This window comes from Serratia sp. CY52157 (assembly GCF_052168495.1).
Classification (GTDB): Bacteria; Pseudomonadota; Gammaproteobacteria; order Enterobacterales; family Enterobacteriaceae; genus Serratia; species Serratia ureilytica.
The window spans coordinates 449324-469455 of record NZ_JBJNMO010000001.1 but is presented as its reverse complement, the minus strand read 5'-3'; the positions used below and the strand labels follow the sequence as shown (position 1 = coordinate 469455).

At 60.5% G+C, this 20132-nt stretch carries 21 protein-coding genes; 15 read left to right on the top strand and 6 right to left on the bottom strand.

Annotated features, from left to right (window positions below; all coding sequences use genetic code 11):
• Window positions 1–2 precede the first annotated feature (2 nt).
• Together ACJ8IP_RS02360 and ACJ8IP_RS02355 are read right to left on the bottom strand one after the other, a co-directional pair.
• A complete protein-coding gene (locus tag ACJ8IP_RS02360) occupies window positions 3–728 on the bottom strand; it encodes a gluconate 2-dehydrogenase subunit 3 family protein (protein ID WP_033652465.1) in 726 nt (241 codons plus the stop codon).
• Window positions 729–1032: 304 nt separating this feature from the next.
• A complete protein-coding gene (locus ACJ8IP_RS02355) occupies window positions 1033–1698 on the bottom strand; it encodes a transglycosylase SLT domain-containing protein (protein WP_004931439.1) in 666 nt (221 codons plus the stop codon).
• 109 nt (window positions 1699–1807) lie between these two features.
• Here ACJ8IP_RS02355 and ghoS point away from each other — a divergent pair, with 109 nt between their 5' ends.
• The 6 genes from ghoS to ACJ8IP_RS02325 all read left to right on the top strand — a co-directional run bounded on the left by ghoS (window position 1808) and on the right by ACJ8IP_RS02325 (window position 6894).
• Window positions 1808–2107, top strand: a complete 300-nt coding sequence (gene ghoS, locus ACJ8IP_RS02350; RefSeq protein WP_033642868.1) for a type V toxin-antitoxin system endoribonuclease antitoxin GhoS — start codon at window positions 1808–1810, stop codon at window positions 2105–2107.
• A gap of 131 nt (window positions 2108–2238) precedes the next feature.
• On the top strand, window positions 2239–3183 hold the full coding sequence (locus ACJ8IP_RS02345; RefSeq protein ID WP_033642867.1) for a metal ABC transporter substrate-binding protein: 945 nt from the start codon (window positions 2239–2241) through the stop codon (window positions 3181–3183).
• Window positions 3180–4070 (top strand): manganese/iron ABC transporter ATP-binding protein, encoded by an 891-nt coding sequence (locus ACJ8IP_RS02340; protein ID WP_033642866.1) that lies wholly within the window; start codon window positions 3180–3182, stop codon window positions 4068–4070. Before ACJ8IP_RS02345 ends, ACJ8IP_RS02340 begins: the two co-directional genes overlap by 4 nt.
• Window positions 4070–4930 carry an iron/manganese ABC transporter permease subunit YfeC gene (gene yfeC, locus ACJ8IP_RS02335; RefSeq protein WP_016927980.1) on the top strand — a complete coding sequence of 287 codons (861 nt, stop codon included), beginning with the start codon at window positions 4070–4072 and terminating at the stop codon, window positions 4928–4930. Before ACJ8IP_RS02340 ends, yfeC begins: the two co-directional genes overlap by 1 nt.
• On the top strand, window positions 4930–5784 hold the full coding sequence (locus ACJ8IP_RS02330; RefSeq protein WP_033642865.1) for a metal ABC transporter permease: 855 nt from the start codon (window positions 4930–4932) through the stop codon (window positions 5782–5784). The genes yfeC and ACJ8IP_RS02330 overlap by 1 nt, the downstream gene beginning before the upstream one ends.
• Window positions 5785–6024: 240 nt before the next feature.
• The gene (locus ACJ8IP_RS02325; protein ID WP_033642864.1) at window positions 6025–6894 is read left to right on the top strand and encodes a fructosamine kinase family protein; all 870 of its coding nucleotides are present in this window, start codon (window positions 6025–6027) and stop codon (window positions 6892–6894) included.
• Between the two features lie 35 nt (window positions 6895–6929).
• On the opposite strand, the gene ACJ8IP_RS02320 is transcribed toward ACJ8IP_RS02325, so the two are convergent.
• Window positions 6930–7490, bottom strand: a complete 561-nt coding sequence (locus ACJ8IP_RS02320) for a YniB family protein (protein WP_025302601.1) — start codon at window positions 7488–7490, stop codon at window positions 6930–6932.
• Between the two features lie 185 nt (window positions 7491–7675).
• Between ACJ8IP_RS02320 and ACJ8IP_RS02315 the strand changes: the two genes are divergently transcribed.
• The 4 genes from ACJ8IP_RS02315 to ACJ8IP_RS02300 all read left to right on the top strand — a co-directional run bounded on the left by ACJ8IP_RS02315 (window position 7676) and on the right by ACJ8IP_RS02300 (window position 12235).
• Window positions 7676–8956, top strand: a complete 1281-nt coding sequence (locus ACJ8IP_RS02315; RefSeq protein ID WP_164106037.1) for an HdeD family acid-resistance protein — start codon at window positions 7676–7678, stop codon at window positions 8954–8956.
• Window positions 8957–9020: 64 nt separating this feature from the next.
• Entirely contained in the window at window positions 9021–9686 is a 666-nt protein-coding gene (hxpB, locus tag ACJ8IP_RS02310) for a hexitol phosphatase HxpB (protein ID WP_033652469.1), read from the top strand.
• Window positions 9687–10108: 422 nt separating this feature from the next.
• A complete protein-coding gene (locus ACJ8IP_RS02305; RefSeq protein WP_033642861.1) occupies window positions 10109–10657 on the top strand; it encodes a metal-dependent hydrolase in 549 nt (182 codons plus the stop codon).
• 186 nt (window positions 10658–10843) lie between these two features.
• On the top strand, window positions 10844–12235 hold the full coding sequence (locus ACJ8IP_RS02300; protein ID WP_033652470.1) for an L-cystine transporter: 1392 nt from the start codon (window positions 10844–10846) through the stop codon (window positions 12233–12235).
• Between the two features lie 63 nt (window positions 12236–12298).
• Here ACJ8IP_RS02300 and phnX read toward each other — a convergent pair whose 3' ends face one another.
• Together phnX and phnW are read right to left on the bottom strand one after the other, a co-directional pair.
• Window positions 12299–13108, bottom strand: a complete 810-nt coding sequence (gene phnX / locus ACJ8IP_RS02295) for a phosphonoacetaldehyde hydrolase (RefSeq protein ID WP_116286383.1) — start codon at window positions 13106–13108, stop codon at window positions 12299–12301.
• A 9-nt stretch (window positions 13109–13117) separates the two neighbouring features.
• Window positions 13118–14221 (bottom strand): 2-aminoethylphosphonate--pyruvate transaminase, encoded by a 1104-nt coding sequence (gene phnW / locus ACJ8IP_RS02290; protein WP_072627722.1) that lies wholly within the window; start codon window positions 14219–14221, stop codon window positions 13118–13120.
• A gap of 152 nt (window positions 14222–14373) precedes the next feature.
• On the opposite strand from phnW, the gene phnR reads away from it, so the two are divergent.
• From phnR to ACJ8IP_RS02265, 5 genes are all read left to right on the top strand, one after another.
• Complete coding sequence (gene phnR, locus ACJ8IP_RS02285; RefSeq protein ID WP_047026219.1) at window positions 14374–15093, top strand: phosphonate utilization transcriptional regulator PhnR; 720 nt, start codon at window positions 14374–14376, stop codon at window positions 15091–15093.
• 177 nt (window positions 15094–15270) lie between these two features.
• Entirely contained in the window at window positions 15271–16281 is a 1011-nt protein-coding gene (locus ACJ8IP_RS02280; protein ID WP_442524291.1) for a 2-aminoethylphosphonate ABC transporter substrate-binding protein, read from the top strand.
• A gap of 8 nt (window positions 16282–16289) precedes the next feature.
• Window positions 16290–17414 carry a 2-aminoethylphosphonate ABC transport system ATP-binding subunit PhnT gene (gene phnT, locus ACJ8IP_RS02275; RefSeq protein ID WP_442524380.1) on the top strand — a complete coding sequence of 375 codons (1125 nt, stop codon included), beginning with the start codon at window positions 16290–16292 and terminating at the stop codon, window positions 17412–17414.
• Between the two features lies 1 nt (window position 17415).
• Window positions 17416–18279 (top strand): 2-aminoethylphosphonate ABC transporter permease subunit, encoded by an 864-nt coding sequence (gene phnU, locus ACJ8IP_RS02270; RefSeq protein ID WP_164057537.1) that lies wholly within the window; start codon window positions 17416–17418, stop codon window positions 18277–18279.
• A gap of 2 nt (window positions 18280–18281) precedes the next feature.
• Window positions 18282–19085 carry an ABC transporter permease gene (locus tag ACJ8IP_RS02265; protein WP_164106042.1) on the top strand — a complete coding sequence of 268 codons (804 nt, stop codon included), beginning with the start codon at window positions 18282–18284 and terminating at the stop codon, window positions 19083–19085.
• A gap of 31 nt (window positions 19086–19116) precedes the next feature.
• On the opposite strand, the gene kdgR is transcribed toward ACJ8IP_RS02265, so the two are convergent.
• Window positions 19117–19908, bottom strand: coding sequence for a DNA-binding transcriptional regulator KdgR (gene kdgR / locus ACJ8IP_RS02260; RefSeq protein WP_033642855.1), 792 nt, complete (start codon window positions 19906–19908; stop codon window positions 19117–19119).
• Window positions 19909–20132 lie beyond the last annotated feature (224 nt).

The window sequence follows — 20132 nt, the reverse complement described above, 5'->3', positions numbered from 1 at the left end:
GGTTAGCCCCTCTCCCCACGAATCGAGACCGGCGGGAAGGGATAACGCTCCCCTCGCTCAACCCAGTCCATAAAATCGGCGCGCGCGCCCGGAAAATTAATCAGCTTCCAGCCAACCATGTCTTTGTTGCCGCCATGGATCGGATCGCTGAAGAAACCTTCACGGGTGTTTTGCAGCAGATAGGAGAAGAACAGTTTCGACGGCAGTTGCTGGAACTCCGCCTCGCCGGACTCAAACTTTTGCAGCAGGGCGTCTTGCTGCGCGCCATCCAGTTCGGCGAAAGGCTTGCCGGCGGTTTTCTTGCTGTAGGCGTCGGCGTCTGCGATGCCGAGGTTGTAGATTTGCTTGGGCACCAGCGGCAGCTGGTAGCCCATTTCCTTCGGCACATCGGGGTTGAACGGCCCCTGCATGTACCAGATGGAACCGGTGGCGTACGGCGTGTTCATCTGGCGATCGATAAACTCCGGCACGCCGGCTTCCAGCGCGCCAGGGCCGCGTTCGTCGGCCGGGATCAGGCGCGCGACGGCGGCCTTGATGAAGGCCCACTCTTCCGGGGTGAAAAAGGTCGGTTGGTAATCGTTCTGCGTTGAAGTGTTCGAGGCAGCGACCGCTGGTGCTGGAGCCGTCAGCGCGCCAACGCCGCTGCCACCAATTACCGCCGCAGGAATTAAGGTCATCGATTTCAACAAGAAATCGCGCCGCGAATTGTTGGTTTTATGATTCGACATGTCACATTCCATCCAAAGATAGTCACAACTATTTAACCGCAACCTTGCGATCGATACGGGTTTTTAAAATAATTTGTTACTTATTTGTCTATTTATTGAAGGTCAGAATGCGAGCAAAAGCAAAAATGTTACCGGTAACTTATTGAATGAACGTAAAGATTTATCTGCTAACGTAAATTTAACTTTTTGTGCGGTTTTTCTGATAAGCGATGAGGAAATAACGAAAAATGAGAGGCGGGTCGCGCTAAAAACTGACGCCGAAAACAAAATCGGCCGCGTTCGGCGGCCGATTCAAAGGATGGGATTACTGCGACATCGCCTGATAAGCGGTGGTCACTTTCCATAAATAGCGCGGCGCCTGCGGTGCCGGGTGCTTTTTCTGGATGTGCTGATAAAACTCATCCGGACTCATCTGATTGATGCGATTAACCGCCACGCGCTTGTCCGAGGAGAAAGTGCGCAACATGGCGCCCGCCCCGTTCACATACGAAACGATGGTGGCGTAACGCAAAGTCTGTGGGTTGTTGATCCCGGCTAGCTGCTGGCTTTGAAGAATATTGATATAGGCCGTTCCCAGATCAATATTGACCGCCGGATCCTTCAGCTCACGCGAGCTGGGTTGCCCGCTTCGTCCTTTCATGCGATAGGCGTCGCGGCCGGCGGTAGAAGCCTTCAGCTGCATCAATCCCACTGCGTTCGAGGTGCTGACCACGTTCGGGTTAAACCCGGACTCCACCTGAATAATCGCTTTAATCAGCGTTTCGTCGACGCCGTAGTTGCTGGCGGCCTGACGAATGTAATCGTTATAAGCAACCGGGGTGCCTGTGCGGTTTACCGGTGCCTGCGGAGGGGGTTTTAACCAACCGCCGCGCGTTGTGCCACTGCCTGAAATATTGCTCGCCGTTTGCGGGTCTTTGGCGCACCCCGACAAAAGCAAAATTGCCGTAAGGCAACCTATTTTTGTTTTCACAGAATCCCTCACTCCTTTCAATGAGTTGCGTAGCATATACAACTTGTAAGGACACCTGCAGTAATTTTTTGGACTAATCTCAAGCTATCCATATACCAAGAGGTGATTTATGAGTCAATCTGCAACAAGCTGCTTTGTGGTGACTTTTCGCTATCAGGAAGCGGGACTGACCGACCTGGCCAAGCTGACCGGGCAATTGACCCGTGAAGGTTTTGTCACGTCGGTGACAGACGAAAATGGCGTTCATCATGAGCTCGGCAGCAACAGTTTTGCGTTCATAACCGTTCTGGATCAAGAGGATGTGCAGCGACTGGCGCAGGGGTTCGGGCAGTTGGCGTTGGGAAAACAGCCGGAGGTGGCGATCTGCACCTGTAAGGACTACCTTCAGCGGTTACATACTGATACATAAAATGCTATAACTCCCCGGACGGTATTATTTTTCAGTTGGAGAAATAGCCCCGCCGGCGGTGGGCAAGTGACGCTTGACTTCGCTTCAATTGATATTGATAATCATTTTCATTTGAACCAGGAGACGTCATCATGCCATTGATAACTTGCGCTTTTCGTCGCAGTCGCCCTCCCCGCGCTGCCGCACTGTTACGCCCCTTCACGCTCGCCTGTTTGCTGCTCGGCGCCGCTCTGGTCAGCCAACCCGCGCTGGCGGAAAAAAAGCTGCGCGTGGTGACCACTTTCACCATCATTCAGGATATCGCCCAGAACGTGGCGGGTGACGCCGCCGTCGTGGAATCCATCACCAAACCGGGCGCCGAGATCCACGATTACCAGCCCACCCCGCGCGATATCGTCAAAGCGCAGCACGCCGACCTGATCCTGTGGAACGGCATGAACCTGGAACGCTGGTTCCAGCGCTTCTTCGAGAACATCAAGCAGGTGCCGGCGGCGGTCGTGACCGAAGGCATCACCCCGCTGCCAATCCGTGAAGGGCCCTATAACGGCAACCCGAACCCGCATGCCTGGATGTCACCGAGCAACGCGCTGGTATATATCGAAAACATCCGCAAAGCGCTGGTGGCGCACGATCCGGCCAATGCGGAAACCTACAACCGCAACGCCAAGGCCTACGCAGAGAAAATCGGCGCGCTGGACGCCCCGCTGCGCGAACGCCTGGCGCGCATTCCGGCCGCGCAGCGTTGGCTGGTGACCAGTGAAGGCGCCTTCAGCTACCTGGCGCAGGACTATCAGCTGAAAGAAGTCTATCTGTGGCCGATCAACGCCGATGAGCAAGGCTCGCCGCAACAGGTCCGCCGGGTGATCGACGCGGTGCGCGCCCACCATATTCCGGTGGTGTTCAGCGAGAGCACCATTTCCGACAAGCCGGCCAGGCAGGTGGCGAAAGAGACCGGCGCCAAATACGGCGGCGTGTTGTACGTGGACTCGCTGTCCACCCGCGATGGCCCGGTGCCGACCTATATCGATCTGCTTAACACCACCGTGCAAACCATCGCCAAAGGATTCGATCAATGACCCATGAGCTGTTTGTCCGCCCTGAATTGAGCGTGGACGACGTCACCGTGACCTACAACAACGGGCACACCGCCATTCATAACGCCAGTTTTACCCTGAGCGGCGGTTCTATCTGCGCGCTGGTGGGCGTTAACGGCAGCGGTAAATCGACGCTGTTCAAAAGCATCATGGGGCTGGTCAAGCCCACCAGCGGCCGGGTGTCGCTGAGCGACAAACCGGTGGCGGACGCGCTGAAAAAGAACCTGATCGCCTACGTGCCGCAAACCGAAGACGTCGACTGGAACTTCCCGGTGCTGGTGGAAGACGTGGTGATGATGGGCCGCTACGGCAAGATGAATTTCCTGCGCATTCCGTCGCGCGAGGATCGCTTACGGGTCGACAAGGCGCTGGAGCGCGTCGGCCTCAGCGAGCTGCGCGGCCGGCAGATCGGCGAACTCTCCGGCGGTCAGAAGAAGCGCGTGTTTCTGGCGCGCGCCCTGGCGCAGCAGGGCACGGTGCTGCTGCTGGATGAGCCTTTCACCGGCGTGGATGTGAAAACCGAGAATGCCATTATCGATCTGCTGCGCTCGCTGCGCGACGAGGGGCATTTAATCCTGGTTTCCACCCATAACCTCGGCAGCGTGCCGGAGTTCTGCGATCGGGTGATCCTCATCAACCGCACGGTGTTGGCCGCCGGCCCGACCGAAACCACCTTCACCCAGAGCAATCTGGAGCTGGCGTTCGGCGGCGTGCTGCGCCATATCAACCTCTCCGGCCCGGATCTGCACGACGACAACGATCCGCGCACCGTCACGGTGTTGACCGACGATGAACGCCCGGCGGTGTTCTATGGCCACACCAAGAGCGATCCGCCTGCCAACAGTCAGGCCAGGGAGAAACAATCCTGATGCTGGACCTTCTGCTGCAACCTTTCAGTTATAACTACATGGTGAAGGCCATCTGGGTCAGCGCCATCGTCGGCGCCGCCTGCGCGTTTCTGTCCGCCTACCTGATGCTGAAAGGGTGGTCGCTGATGGGCGATGCGCTGTCGCACTCGGTGGTGCCCGGCGTGGCCGGCGCCTATGCCCTCGGCCTGCCCTACGCCGCCGGCGCCTTCTTCACCGGCATGCTGGCGGCGCTGGCGATGACGCTGGTGCGCCACATCACCCGGCTGCGCGAAGACGCCATCATCGGCTTTATCTTCTCCACCTTCTTTGCCGTCGGCCTGCTGATCGTGTCGCTCAACCCCACCTCGGTCAACGTACAGTCGATCATCTTCGGCAATATCCTCGGCATCGCCGACGAAGACGTGCTGCAAGTGGAAATCATCATCGGCGTTTCGCTGCTGATCCTGTGCCTGGTGTGGAAAGATCTGCTGGCGGTGTTCTTTGACGAAAGCCACGCGGTGTCGATCGGCCTGTCGCCGCTGAAGCTGAAGATCCTGTTCTTCACCCTGCTCAGCGCCTGCACCGTCGCCGCACTGCAAACCGTCGGCGCCATTTTGGTGATCGCCATGGTGATCACGCCGGGCGCCACCGCCTATCTGCTGACCGACCGCTTCAGCCGGCTGGTGATCATCGCCATCATCATCGGCGCATTGACCAGCGGCATCGGCGCCTACCTGAGTTTCTTCCTCGACGGCGCCACCGGCGGGGTGATCGTCACCCTGCAAACGCTGGTGTTCCTGGCGGCGTTCTGCTTCGCGCCGAAACACGGCCTGCTGGCGGCAAAACGTCGCGTAGCACAGTCACCAACCGGAGGCCGCTGATGGACACGCTCTACCAACTGCTCAGCGAACCCTTCGCCTACCCGTTCATGCAGCGGGCGATCGTCGCCGCCATCGTCACCGGCGTGGTATGCGCCGTGCTCTCCTGCTATCTGGTGCTCAAGGGCTGGTCGCTGATGGGCGACGCCATCTCGCACGCCGTCTTGCCCGGCATCGTAGTGGCGTTCGTCATCGGCATTCCGCTGGCGATCGGCGCCTTCCTCTCCGGCATCTTCTGCGCGGTGGCCACCGGCTACCTGAAAGAGAACAGCCGGGTGAAAGAAGACACGGTGATGGGCATCGTTTTCTCCGGCATGTTCGCCTTCGGCCTGGTGCTGTTCTCGCGCATCGACACCGACCAGCACCTGAGCCACATTCTGTTCGGCAACATGCTGGGCATCACCGACGGCGAGCTGAAGCAAACCCTGCTGATCGCCGGCTTCACCCTGGCGGTGGTGTTGCTTAAACGCAAAGACTTCATGCTCTACTGTTTCGATCCGCACCATGCGCGGGTGATTGGCCTGCCGGTCAAGCTGCTGCACTACGGGCTGCTGTGTCTGCTGGCGATGACCATCGTCGCCTCGCTGCAGGCTGTGGGGGTGATCCTGGTGATCGCCATGCTGATCGCCCCCGGCATCATCGCCTTTATGCTGTGCCGCCGCTTCGATCGCATGCTGATGGTGGCGACGGTGGTGTCGGTGTTCTCTTGCGTGCTCGGCACGCTGATCAGTTTCCACATCGACGGCGCAACCGGGCCCTGCATCGTCATTGTACAGGCCGTGCTGTTCGTTATCGCCTTACTGTACGGTAAACTGCGTCCGTTACAGCGTAACCAAACCGCCCTGGGCGACAGTTAAACGCCCTCCTCTGATGCGGCGGCGCTCTCCGCCGCATCCTGTTTCCTCTGCCCCCTTATCCGTTGTCATCAAGTTGCAACCGGTATTGCGCTTAAATTAATCAATAGGGTATATACTGTGAGCTGGCGGGATGCTGAAAAAATCGCCGCCTTTGACGCCGGCTGTGCGCCGCGTCGTGTTTTCACCACGGGAAAGACGCTAACCTAATGAATTATCAGGCAGCACAGAGGGGGAAATACCATGTGGCAAGCCGTTAGCCGTCTGTTAAGTGAACATCTTGGCAGCGCAGAGATACGCGAAAGGATTGAACTGCCCGGGGGCGACATTCACCCGGCGTGGCGCGTGAGTTACGGTGACAACGAGGTGTTCGTGAAATGCGACGCCCGTGAACAACTGCCGATATTCACCGCCGAGGCCGATCAGCTGGCGCTGCTGGCGCGCAGCAAAAGCGTGCGGGTGCCGGAAGTGTACGGCGTCGGCAGCGATCGCGACTACAGCTTCCTGCTGCTGGAGTATCAGCAGTTGAAACCCCTCGACGCCCATGGCGCCTACTGCCTGGGGCAACAACTGGCACATCTGCACCAATGGAGCGAGCAACCGCAGTTCGGTCTCGACTTCGACAGCGATCTGACCACCACCCCGCAACCCAACGCCTGGCAACGCCGCTGGTCGGAATTCTTCGCCGAGCAACGCATCGGCTGGCAGCTGCAGCTGGCGGCGGAAAAAGGCATGACCTTCGGCGACATCGACGACATCGTCGATCGGGTGTATCTGCGCTTGCAGCACCACCAGCCGCAGCCTTCCCTGCTGCACGGCAACCTGTGGCCGGGCAACTGCGCGATGACCGCCAACGGACCGATACTGTTCGATCCGGCCAGCTACTGGGGCGACAGAGAGTGCGATTTGGCGATGCTGCCGCTGTATCCGGAGCTGCCGCCGCAGATCTACGACGGCTATCAGAGCGTGTGGCCGCTGGGGGCCGGATTTATCGAACGCCAGCCGCTGTATCAGCTGTACTACCTGCTCAACCGCAGCAATCTGTTCGGCGGCCAGCATTTGGTGGCTGCCCAACGCGCGGTGGAGGCGCTGTTGCAGCCCGAAGCGTCATAACGTTCCGGGGCGCCGAGCGGCGCCCCGTTCATGGTTCAGGCCGCGCCGGCCAACTGCCCCAACAGGCGGATCACGAACCAGGCGATCACCGCAATCACGATCGGCAGGATGTACAGCGGGAAGTACTGCAGGAAGATGGTGTGGTGCGGCAGCGTAATGCGCTCCTCAAGCTGTTGGCGCGTGTGCCCTTCGCTGCCCTTGGCCTGCTCCAGGATCATCTGGTCTTCCAACCCTTCGCGGATGAACTTGACCTGACGCGACATGCGCGCGCCGGAAGCCTGCAGCGCCAGCCCGACGAAGATCAGAATATAGATGATGATGAACATCAGATTGGCGCCGCTGAACAGGCTTTTATCCACGTCGGGCACCGGTGAGTTGTACCAGAAAAGGTTCAGGAACGGCGTGTTGAAACGCACCATGTCCACCATCACGTGAACGAAATCCAGCATCACCGCGTTGATGCCCTTGGTTTTTTCACTGTGCTGATAGATAAAACCCAGCACGGAAATCAGCGTCGACAGCAACGCCGGGATAAAAACCACCCATCCGAGAATGCGTTTCAAAATGGCGAGACGCCCGGCCTGTTGATACGTCATGTGTTCCCCTTGTTAGCGACGTAACCGAATCGGCTAAGTCTACCTGCTGTTGGCGAAACTCGCCCACCGTTTTCTTCACTCCCGCTGTGCTACAAGCTTAGCCGAATTAGTCGAAATCAAAAACTTAACCGCGCCGGCACACTATCATTGAAGAGATAACGTTATCCATTCGGGCAGAGGCCGCCATGATTCGACTGATTATCTTATTGCTGGGCGCGCAGGCGCTGCACGGTCAGCGCCGTCTGCTGGTGCTGTTCGGTTGGCTGTGGATAGCCGCAGGGGCGCTGATGCTGTTCGACATACTGCAGGATGGCCGGTCGGTGCTGGCGCTGGATGCGCTGGCGGTCATCCTGGCGCTGGAGGGGTTGGTGGCGGTATCCGCCGCGCTGGTGATCGGCTCTTCGGCCAGCAGGCCAGTGCTGCTGAAAGGATTGGGTTTTGTCTTTATGGCCTTTTTAATGCTGGACGTGCCCGCAGACGATAACATCGTCGCCACCGTGGTGTTTGGCAGCGCGCTGCTGCTTGACGGCGCCGTGCGCATCGCCTCCTCCACGGTGATTCAACACAGTCGATGGAAAGGCGTGGCGCTGGCGGGCAGCGGCGAGATCCTGCTTTCGTTGATGATTTTTGTCGGCTGGCCGGCGCCGCATCGGATGACGGTGCCCTTTTGCCTCGGCGTGATGATGGTGCTTTCCGGCTGGGCCTTATTGCGTATCGCCCGGAGACTGACAAGCTTCTCTCTGAATCAGCACCCCGCGCGGCAGCCACCGCACCCGGAGGATAAGACTGCGCCGCTCACGGTGTATGTCTGGACACCGATTGGTGCGGCTAAAGATCCGCGCCGGCGTTATATCGTCGACCGATACATCGCGGCGGTTGACGGCGGCGGCAATATCTCCACCGGTCACGCCGCCCTGGCGCTCGCGCCGGATGTGTATATCAGTCACTACCCGCTCAACGACATCAGCCATTCCGTTCAGGATTTCCGCCAGTTGTTGCATGCCGGCGAACAGAACAACGTCGACGGGCGTTTCCTGCCCGACCTGGCGGGCGAGATCGCCACCTGGTGCCCCCCGGACAAGAAAATTCAATTCTACCGCTATAACCCGGCGGCGCTGCGCGCATTCTGGCTGCGTTATCGGCAGGACGCCACCTACAATCTGACCCGGCGCAACTGCTCCACCACGGTCATCGGCGCGCTCGACAGCGCGTTGGAAGGCGTGCTGGGCGATAAACATCTGTGGCGCCGCTTTCTGTTGCTGGTGCTCGATCCCAACCTGTGGATGCTGGCGGTACTGCGCAGCCGCGGCGAAAGCATGACCTGGACGCCGGGTTTGGTGCTGGACTACGCACGCATGTTGCAACAGGTCACCGAGCGTCAACACCAGCGCTGGTGGCTAAAATTGCGCGAGGTGTGGAATATCCTGCGTTTTGGCAAAAGCCAAACGCGCAGGCAAAGGTTTTAGTCTCGTCACCGGCGATGATAAAGTGTCGGGCACATTCACCCGCGCCGGCAGGAGTTAACCGTTAATGGCTTATTCGCAACGCATTGAAACCGCAATTTTTGATATGGACGGCTTGTTGATCGACTCGGAACCGCTGTGGCTGCAGGCTGAGTTGGATATCTTCGGCGCGCTGGGTTTGGATCTGTCCGACCGTCACAAGCTGCCGGACACGCTGGGGCTGCGCATCGATCTGGTGGTGAAGATGTGGTATCAGGCGATGCCGTGGCAAGGGGTTTCGCTTGATGAGGTGTCGGCGCGGATTATCGAGCGCGCCATCGAGCTGGTGCACGAGACGCGCCCGCTGCTGCCGGGCGTTCAGCAGGCGCTGGAGCTGTGCCGCCGCCAGGGGCTGAACATCGGTCTCGCCTCCGCCTCGCCGCTGCACATGCAACGGCAGGTGCTGAAGATGTTCGAGCTTGAGGATTACTTCGATCAGCTGGTTTCCGCCGAATACCTGCCGTACAGCAAGCCGCATCCGGAGGTCTACCTGATCGCCGCCGAACGCCTGGGCAGCGATCCGCTGCGCTGCATCACGCTGGAAGACTCGTTTAACGGCATGATCGCCACCAAGGCCGCACGCATGCGTTCCATCGTGATCCCGGCAGCCGAATACCGTCACGATCCGCGCTGGGCGCTGGCGGACCACAAACTGGACACCCTGGAACAGCTCACCCCCGCCCACTTTGCCTGACCTGCGGCGCCGGCCATCGGCGCCCTGGGTTTGCCGCTCTGCGTCATAAAAGGGATCCGCACCGCAAAATAAACGAAACACCGTTTCATTTTATTGAATTAGCATGACGTTCTCATTATGCTGCATGGCAGGGAAAGCGACGGCCCGCGGCGCGTTGTCACTGCCACGCAGCGCGGTTCAAGGCCGCCGCTTCCTCCCGCCACACGCCGAGCAACCGTCCTTTTTTCTCACCGCCATACGCCCCCCATCGCCCGCTTTTTGTTCTCGCCCGTCAAAATCGATGCTTTGTTACCCATTGCCGTAACAAGCCGTTGTAAAACAGGGAAAAATAAACAATTGGTTACAGGGTAACTGCTTCCACTACTGGGAATTTTCCCATATACTGGATAAATTAACAGTTTACCAGTCGGAATCGCAACAGCATGACCGCGGAAGGACACCTTATATTCTCTGTCGCTTGCGCGATCTTCGCCAAGAAGGCGGAAGTGACGCCAGAGCTGGCTACCGGCGACTGGTGGCACATCATACCCGCCGCGCTGCTGACCTCACTGCTGCCGGACATCGATCACCCCAAGTCGGTGCTGGGCCAGCGTCTGCGCTGGATCGCCATTCCCATCGCCCGCGCCTTCGGCCACCGCGGTTTCACCCACAGCCTGCTGGCGATCGCCGGCGGCATGGCGCTGTTTCAGCTTGATGTGCCGCGCAGTTGGCCGATCCCGGCCGACGCGCTGCACGCCATGATCATCGGTTACTTCAGCCATCTGCTGGCCGACATGCTCACCCCCGCCGGTGTGCCGCTGCTGTGGCCGTGCCGCTGGCGTTTTCGCCTGCCGCTGCTCAACTCGCAAAAAGGCAATCAGTTGGAGCGCGTGCTGTGCCTCTGCCTGGTGGCGTTTGCCATCTGCTGGCAAGGTGATTTCACCCTCCCGGTGCAATCCTACGTAGAGCAAATCAGAAATATTAGACTCTGATCACAAAAAATCGCTCAACTCATCACCCATGCGTATATAAAACGAACAAAATCACACAAAAAGCTATATTAAATTCCATTTGGATATAAGTGAGCCCCTCGGCAAACTGTTACGATATTTACATCGCGACACACCTAATGGTGCGTAGTCGTTTTTATATAAGAAAGATTATTGGAGATATTGGGGATGAATCTTCCGCTCGTGATTAACGTGCTGGTGTTTGTCGCGCTCCTTTTGCTGCTGGCGCAAACCCGCCACAAGCAATGGAGCCTGGCGAAAAAAGTGCTGGTCGGCCTGGTGGTCGGCGTGGTGTTCGGTCTGGGGCTGCAGCTGGTGTACGGCGCCGACAACCCGGTACTGAAAGAATCCATCAGTTGGTTCAACATTGTCGGCAACGGCTATGTGCAACTGCTGCAAATGATCGTCATGCCGCTGGTCTTCGCCTCTATCCTGAGCGCGGTCGCCAAATTGCATAACGCCTCTTCGCTGGGCAAAATCAGCGTTCTGACTATCGGCACATTGCTGTTCACCACGCTGATCTCGGCGCTGGTGGGCGTGCTGGTCACCAACCTGTTCGGCCTGACCGCCGAAGGCCTGGTGCAGGGGGCGCAGGAAAGCGCGCGCCTGACGGCGATCCAGACCAACTACGTGGGTAAACTGGCCGATCTGACCGTGCCGCAGATGGTGCTGTCGTTCATCCCGAAAAACCCGTTCGCCGATCTGACCGGCGCCAGCCCGACCTCGATCATCAGCGTGGTGATTTTCGCCACCTTCCTCGGCGTGGCGGCGCTGCAGCTGCTGAAAGACGACAAGCCGAAAGGCGAGCGCGTGCTGGTGGCTATCGATACCCTGCAGGCCTGGGTGATGAAGCTGGTGCGTCTGGTCATGAAGCTGACGCCGTACGGCGTGCTGGCGCTGATGACCAAAGTGGTCGCCGGCTCCAACATTCACGACATCGTCAAGCTCGGCAGCTTCGTGGTGGCCTCCTACATCGGCCTGGCCATCATGTTCGTGGTACATGCCATCCTGCTGGCCTTCACCGGCGTGAACCCGCTGAAGTTCTTCCGCAAGGTGTGGCCGGTAATCACCTTCGCCTTCACCAGCCGCTCGAGCGCCGCCAGCATTCCATTGAACGTGGAAGCGCAGACTCGCCGCCTGGGCGTGCCGGAATCCATCGCCAGCTTCTCGGCGTCGTTCGGCGCCACCATCGGCCAGAACGGCTGTGCGGGCCTCTACCCGGCGATGCTGGCGGTGATGGTTGCGCCGACCGTCGGCATCAACCCGCTGGATCCGGTGTGGATCGCCACCCTGGTCGGCATCGTCACCCTCAGCTCCGCCGGTGTGGCGGGCGTGGGCGGCGGCGCCACCTTCGCCGCGCTGATCGTGCTGCCGGCGATGGGCCTGCCGGTGACGCTGGTCGCGCTGCTGATCTCGGTCGAACCGCTGATCGACATGGGCCGTACCGCGCTGAACGTCAACGGTTCCATGGCGGCGGGCACCATCACCAGCCAACTGATGAAGCAAACCGACAAAGCCGTGATGGACAGCGAAGACGAAGTCGAATTGGCTCACCGTTAACGCCTTCCGCGAACGAAAAAACCGGGGATGATCCCCGGTTTTTTTATGCCCTGCGTTCGGTCGTTACGGCCGCTCGCCGTTCGCCAGCCGCCGGTTGATATCGGCGATCACACCCGGCAATTGCGCCAGCGTGTCTATCACATAGTGCGCGCCCGCCGCGTACAGCTTATCGGCGGCGGCCGTGCGGCGGCGCTCGATCTCCCCTTGCGGCATTTGGCGATACTCCTGCCAGGTCGCGCCAAACTCGTTGCCGGACAGCGCCAGCCCGACGCTCCACATCCCGGCGTTCAGCCCTTCGGCAATGCCCGGCACCGCGTCATCCACCTTCACGCAATGCGTCACCGCATCGATGCCCAGCGCAATCACGTTTTGCAACGCCATCCACGGCCCCGGTCGCCCGCCGGCCGCGAGATCGTCGGTGGCGACCCAGTAATCCGGCGCGTAGCCGCGCTGCGCCGCGGCAGGCGCCAGCACCGCCATCACCGCGCGCGGATAACCGGAGCAGGAGCCGATTTTGATGCCCTGTTCACGCAGAGCGGCAATCACCTGCGGCACGCCCTCGATGGGATCGGCGAAGTCGACCACTTTGGCGATTTGCAGCGGCATAAACGCTTGATACAGCGCGTCGATATCCTGGTGGCTCATCGAGCGGCCCAGCTTCTGCCGCCAGCGCGCGTCAACCGCCGGCAACTTGCCCAGCGCCTCAATGTGTTGCCATTTGCCGAGCCCCATCGGAATGCGCGCTTCCGCCAGGCTGATGTCGATATCGAAAGTGCGTTTGAACGCCTCGACGAAAATCTGCGTCGGCGCAAAGGAGCCGAAGTCCACCGTGGTGCCGGCCCAGTCGAGGATCACTGCCTTGATCTGTTTCATGGTCAATCCTTATTGATTCCAGTACATCGCCTGCCCGACGGCCGCCAGCAAACGTTCGATATCCTGCGGATAAATTTCGCCGATGTTGCCGATGCGGAAGCAGTCGCTCTGCGACACTTTGCCGGGATAAATCACGAAGCCCTGCTGCTTCAGGCGCTGATAAAACTCGGCGAAGCGGTAAGTGTCGGCCTTCGGCGAATAGAACGCCGTGATGATCGGCGAATGCAGCGCATCGTCCAGCAGGGTCTCAAAGCCCAGTTCACGCATGCCCGCCACCAGCCGACGCTGATTGGCGTGATAGCGGTGGTGGCGCGCGGCAATGCCGCCCTCTTGTTCCAGCTCTTTCAGCGCCTGCGCGAAGGCCAGCACGGTGTGGGTCGGCGACGTAAAGCGCCATTTGCCGGCCTGGTCTTCCATACAGCGCCACTGGGCATACAAATCCAGCGACAGCGAGCGCGAACGGCCGGCGCATTTCTCCAGTTCGCTGCGGCGGGCGATGACGAAAGCAAAGCCCGGCACGCCCTGAATGCATTTGTTGGCGGAGCTGATCAGAAAATCGATGCCCAGCGCGTCCACATCCAGCGGGATACCGCCGAAGCTGCTCATCGCATCGACGATAAAGGTCTTGCCGTTGCGCGCCGCCAGACCGGCGACCTTCTGCAGCGGGTTGAGCATGCCGGTGGTCGTTTCACAGTGCACCATGGCGATATGGCTGATGCGCGCATCGCTTTTCAGCACCGCCTCCATCGCCGCCACGTCCGGTTCGTTCACCTCGCCGCAGTCGAACGCGTGGTGGTCGATATCCATCAGCCGCGCCATTTCGATCATCCGCGCCCCGTAGGCACCGTTGTTGACGATCAGCAGCTTGTCGTGCGGGCCGATGACCGTGCCCAGCACGCCCTCTACCGCAAAGCTGCCGCTGCCCTGCAACAGCACCGAGGTATAGCCGGCGGACGGCGTCGCCAGCGCCACCAACCGTTGGCGAATGCGCTGCACTACGCCGAGGTTGTAATCTTCATCCCAGGTGCAGCTGTCATACAGCATCGCCTCTTTCACCGTTTTCGACGTGGTCAACGGGCCGGGGGTCAACAGCAGGTAGTTACGGTCGGACATGTTATTCACCTATTGGTCTATACCAGATTGCGCTGATTGTGGCGGCAAATTCCTTCCCAGGTCAAACGGCAAAGCGCGGTGAAACAAAAAATTCATCTGGCTATGTATAATAAGCGGGCCGGAATGCCAGGCCGATGCCATAGCGAGATGAAATGAAAGAACATCCGGGCGATATGCCCCACTATCTGCAGATCAAGGATCAGCTTCAGGCGCGCATCACCCGCGGCGCGCTGCAGGCCGGCGACAAGCTGCCTTCGGAGCGCGAGCTGTGCGCCATCTTCTCCACCACCCGCGTCACCATCCGCGAGAGCCTGGCGCAGTTGGAAGCCACCGGCGCCATCTACCGCGCCGATCGTCGCGGCTGGTTCGTCACGCCGGAGCGGCTGTGGCTGGATCCGACGCAAAACACCAACTTCCACCGTCTCTGTCAGGAGCAAGGGCGCACGCCACGCACCGCGCTGCTGTCCGGCGAAAAAACCACGGTGCCGCTCGACGTGATGCAGCCGCTGGCGCTCGAACCGTTCGATCAGGTGTATCTGCTGCGCCGGGTGCGCTATGCCGACGGCCGCGCCATCTGCTATTGCGAGAACCACTGCCTGCCGCAACGGGTGCCGGCACTGCTCAGCCACGATCTCAACGGCAGCCTGACCGAGGTTTATCAGCAGCATTACGATTTGATTTACAGCAACATGCACCTGTCGTTCTACCCGACCGCCCTGCCTTATCGCGCCGCCAACGCGCTGGGTGCCATGGTCGGCCTGCCCGCGTTGCTGCTGCGCCGCTTGAATTACGATCAGCACGGCCGCATTCTCGATTTCGATATCGAATACTGGCGCCACGACAGCCTGCGCATCGAAGTCGATACGCTTTAACCCCCTGCCCAACGGGGCCTGCGCACGCAGGCCCGCCTTTCTCTCCCGCGTCGTCCTCCCCGTTCCCGGCAATGATATTTTGCTGATTTCATTTGTTTGTCATATTCGCCGATTAGCGTGGCCGCATATCTGGTGTATACCAGTTTCGCATTAACCCGTAACAGTGAGGCTGAAGCTATGAAACTTTCTCGACTGGTCGTGATGACCGCCATCGCACTCGGCTCCGCGCCGCTCTGGGCCGCCGAGGCGGTGGTGACCGTCTACTCCGCCGATGGTCTGCACGACGGCGATCACAGCTGGTATCAAACGCAGTTCGACGCCTTCACCCAGGCGACCGGCGTCAAGGTGCAGTACGTCGAAGGCGGCTCCGGCGCCATCGTGGAACGCCTGTCGAAAGAGCGCAGCAACCCGCAGGCCGACGTGCTCGTGACGCTGCCGCCGTTCATTCAACGCGCGGCGGCGGAAAAACTGCTGCAGGACTTTACCCCGCAGGCTGCCGCGCAAATCGCCGATGCGCAGCCGCAGTTCGTGCCGCTGGTGAACAACTACCTGAGCTTCATCTATAACGCCAAACTGCTGCCGCAGGCGCCCGCCAGCTACCAACAGCTGCTGGACGCGCAGTTCCGCAATAAGCTGCAGTACTCCACGCCGGGCCAGGCGGGCGACGGCACTGCGGTGATGCTGCAGGCGTTCCACAGCTTCGGCGGCAAAGACGCCGGTTTCGACTACCTCGGCAAGCTGCAAAGCAACAACGTCGGCCCTTCCGCCTCCACCGGCAAGCTGACCGCGCTGGTCAATAAAGGGGAGCTGCTGGTGGCCAACGGCGATCTGCAGATGAACCTGGCGCAGATGCGCAGCAACCCGAACGTGAAGGTGTTCTGGCCGGCCGGGCCGGACGGCAAGCGCAGCACGCTGGTGCTGCCTTACTACATCGGCCTGGTGCAAGGCGCGCCGCAAAGCGCCAACGGCAAAAAGCTGATCGATTTCCTGCTGAGCAAAGAGGCGCAGAGCAGCGTCAGCGCCATTTCCTACGGCATACCGGTGCGTAAAGACGTGACCCCGACCGACGATAACTTCAGGCAGTCGCAGGCTGCGCTGCAGGGCGTGGATATCTGGGCGCCGGACTGGAATCAGGTGGTGAGCAGCCTGTCCGCCGACATTTCCCGCTGGCACAAGGTGACAGAATGACGCTGACCATGCCTTCTCTTCTCGCTTCCCGCGCTGAGGCGCGGGATAACAGCCGGGACATCGCCGGGCCGTCGGGCATTCAGCTCGACCGCGTCAGCGTGTCGTACCGCGGCACCGAAGTGCTGAAACCCCTGACGCTCACCATCGCGCCCGGCGAAGTGCTGGCGCTGATCGGCCCCTCCGGCTCGGGCAAAACCACCGTACTGCGAGCGATTGCCGGTTTCGTGCAGCCGTCCGCCGGACGCATCGCCATCGGCGATATCGATGTCACCGACGTGCCGCCCTATGAACGCGGCCTGGGCATGGTGGTGCAGAACTATGCGCTGTTTCCGCATATGCGCGTCGAAGACAATGTGGCGTTCGGCCTGCGCGCCCAGGGCAAGCCGCGCGGCCTGACCGCCGAGCGCGTCGAAGAAGCGTTGGCCATCGTCGGCATGTCCGCCTACGCCAGGCGCTATCCCAGCCAGCTTTCCGGCGGCCAGCAACAGCGGGTGGCGATCGCCCGCGCCATTGCGGTGCGCCCCAAAGTGCTGTTGCTGGATGAACCGCTGTCGGCGCTGGACGCGCAAATCCGCCACAGCATGGTGGAAGAGATCGCCCGCCTGCACCGCGAGCTGCCGGATCTGACCATCCTGTACGTCACCCACGATCAGGGCGAAGCGCTGACGCTGGCGGACAAGATCGGCATCATGCGCGACGGCCACCTGATCGCCCACGGCGAAACCCGCGCGTTGTACCACCATCCGACGAACCGCTTCGCCGCCGAGTTTCTCGGCCGCGCCAACCTGCTGCCGGCCACCGCGCTGGAGACCACCACCGGGCAAGGCATGACCACCGTCAGCTGCGCCGGCAAAGTGATCGGCTGTTTCACCTACGGCGCACAACGCGGCTTCGACAAGCTGCTGTGCATCCGGCCGCAGCATATTGCGCTCGATGCCGACGCCCAGCGTAGCAACTGCCTTATCGGCACGCTGCGCGATATTCATTGGCAGGGTGAACTGACGCACCTGCAGTTCGACGTTCAAGGCCATCCTCTGCGCGTGGTCACCACCCATCGCAGCCGGATGCCGCAGATCGGCGAATGCGTGCCGCTCTATTTCGCCCCCGACGATGCAGTACTGATCGAGGACTGACATGACCGACTCTACGCTTACTCGCCCGGCCCAGCGGCTGCGTTTGCCGCGCCGCCTGTGGATCCTGTTGCCGCTGCTGGCGCTGGCGACGTTGTTTTTCTACCCGCTGGCGTTGATCATCAAACAGGCATTTACCGACGACCAGGGGCTGTTCAGCGCCGCCGCGCTGCAACAGGCGTTCGAATCACGCCGCTTTGTCGGCGCCCTTCTCAACACGCTGCAGATCGCGCTGCTGGCGACGCTGGGCTGCCTGGTGCTCGGCACCCTGCTGTCGCTGCTGCTGGTGTTCACGCCGTTCCCCGGCAGCCGACTGATCGCCCGGGTGATCGATACCTTTATCGCCATGCCGACCTTCCTCATCACGCTGGCCTTCACGTTCATCTACGGTTCCGCCGGCCTGCTGAACGGCACGCTGATGGCGACCTTTGGTTTCACCCTGCCGCCGGTGGATTTTCTTTACTCCATTTGGGGGGTGATCCTGGCGGAAATCACCGTGTTTACCCCGCTGGTGATGCGCCCACTGATGGCGGCGCTGTCACAGATCGACCGCAGCCAGCTCGAGGCCGCCAGCATCCTCGGCGCCCGGCCGGGACGGGTGGTGCGCCAGGTGATTTTACCGGCCGCGCTGCCGGCCTTGCTGGCCGGCGGCAGCCTGTGTTTGTTGTTGACCACCAATGAGTTCGGCATCGTGCTGTTTATCGGCGCCAAGGGCGTCACCACGCTGCCGATGATGGTCTACGCCAAAGCGATTTTGGAATCGGACTACGCCGTCGCCTGCGCGATCGCCGTCGTGAATATCGCGCTGTCGCTCGGGCTGTTCTCCCTTTACCGCTACGCCGCGGCGCGCGCCGGGCTGAGGAACTGACGATGTTGATTTGGTCTCGCACCGGACGCACCCTGACCTGCACACTGGCGGTCACGCTGTTCGCCCTGTTCTTCTGCCTGCCGCTGGCGGTGATCCTGATGTCCAGCCTCAGTGAACAGTGGAGCGGCGTGCTGCCGAGCGGCTTCACCCTCAGCCACTTCCGCCAGGCGTTCAGCGGCGCCTCCTGGGACGCGCTGATCGCCAGTCTGGCTATCGGTTTCAGCGCCAGCCTGTTCGCGTTGTTGTGCGGCACCTGGGCGGCGTTGGCGCTGCGCCACGTGCCTGAACGCGGCCGACGGCTGCTCGGCACGCTGTTTTTCATTCCCAGCGCGGTGCCTTCGGTCTCTATCGGTTTGGGGATGCTGGTGGCGTTCAGCCAGGGGCCGCTGCAGATGAACGGCACCTTCCTGATCGTGCCCGCCGCCCACTTCGTGCTGATTTCCGCCTTTACCTTCGGCAACGTCATGGCCGGGCTGACCCGGCTGCCTGACGACTACGAGAACGTCGCCGCCAGCCTGGGCGCTTCGCCGCTGTTTCGCCTGCGCCACGTCACCCTGCCGATGATCGCCCCCTACATGATCTCCGCCTTCGCGCTCAGCCTGTCGCTGTCGATGGGGGAGCTGGGCGCGACCATGATGATCTACCCGCCGAGCTGGGCGACGCTGCCGGTCACGATCTTCAGCCTGACCGATCGCGGCAGCATCGCCAATGGCGCAACGCTGACCATGATCCTGGTGGCGGCCACGCTGTTGCTGATGTTGGTGCTGGAGCGGATTTCTCAGCGGCTGACGCCCAGCGCGAAATAACAGCAAGGCGCCTTGTTCATCGAAACGCAGGTCAGAACGGGTAATCGTGATAGCCCTGCTGTTCAGAAATGCGTCGGGCGGCGACGTGCAGCAACGCCACATACTCCTCCCGCGCCGCTTCGGAAAAGCGCAGCGTCGGGAAAGAGATGCTCAGCCCGGCGATCGCCACCCCGAACCTGTCAAAGACCGGTACCGCGATGCAGCGGATCCCCGCTTCTTGCTCTTCGGCATCTTCGCCGTATCCCTGCGCACGCACCCGATCCAGCACCGGCAACAGTTCGGCGGCGCTGGTCAGGGTATGCTCGGTGCTGCGGGTAAATTCAATCTGCGACAGGATCTGCGCCACCTCATCCCGCTCGCGCCAGGCCAGCAGCACCTTGCCGATGGCGGTGCTGTGCAGCGGGTTGCGGCGGCCGATGCGCGAATACATGCGCAGGTTGTACATCGCGTCGATCTTGTGGATGTAGACGATGCCATCCTCGTCCAGGGCGCCGAGGTGGATGGTTTCACGGGTATGATTCGACAGCTCGCGCATCTGCACGTCGGCGCTGCGGATCAGATCGACGTTCTGCAACGATTTGGCGCCCAGTTCGAACAGCTTGAGCGTCAGCGCATACTTTTCCGTCTCGCCCTCCTGTGAAACGTAACCCAGCGCTTTCATGGTCTGCAGAAACCGGTAGACGGTGCTTTTAGACATCATCACCCGCTGGGACAGTTCGGTAATGCCTATCTCGCGCTCATCGCCGAGCGCCTGCAAAATGCCGAACACTTTCATCACGGATGAGACGGCATCCGGTTGCTTGTCTGAATCTGCGTTAGCCATGGCGAATACCCTACTTAACGGTTTTGTTTCAGGAAATTTAAACAAGGGTTTCAGTATAATCGGAACAGATCGCGACGCGCAACGCAGCTGAAGGCTAAGCGATTGAAGCCAAATGAATAACCGCCTGCCGCTCACCGCCGTTTACAATTAAGCGGACAAGGGGCATGCAATCGCAGGCGAATATGATTAGCATGATAATACTCTCCTGAATAAATACCGCTGAG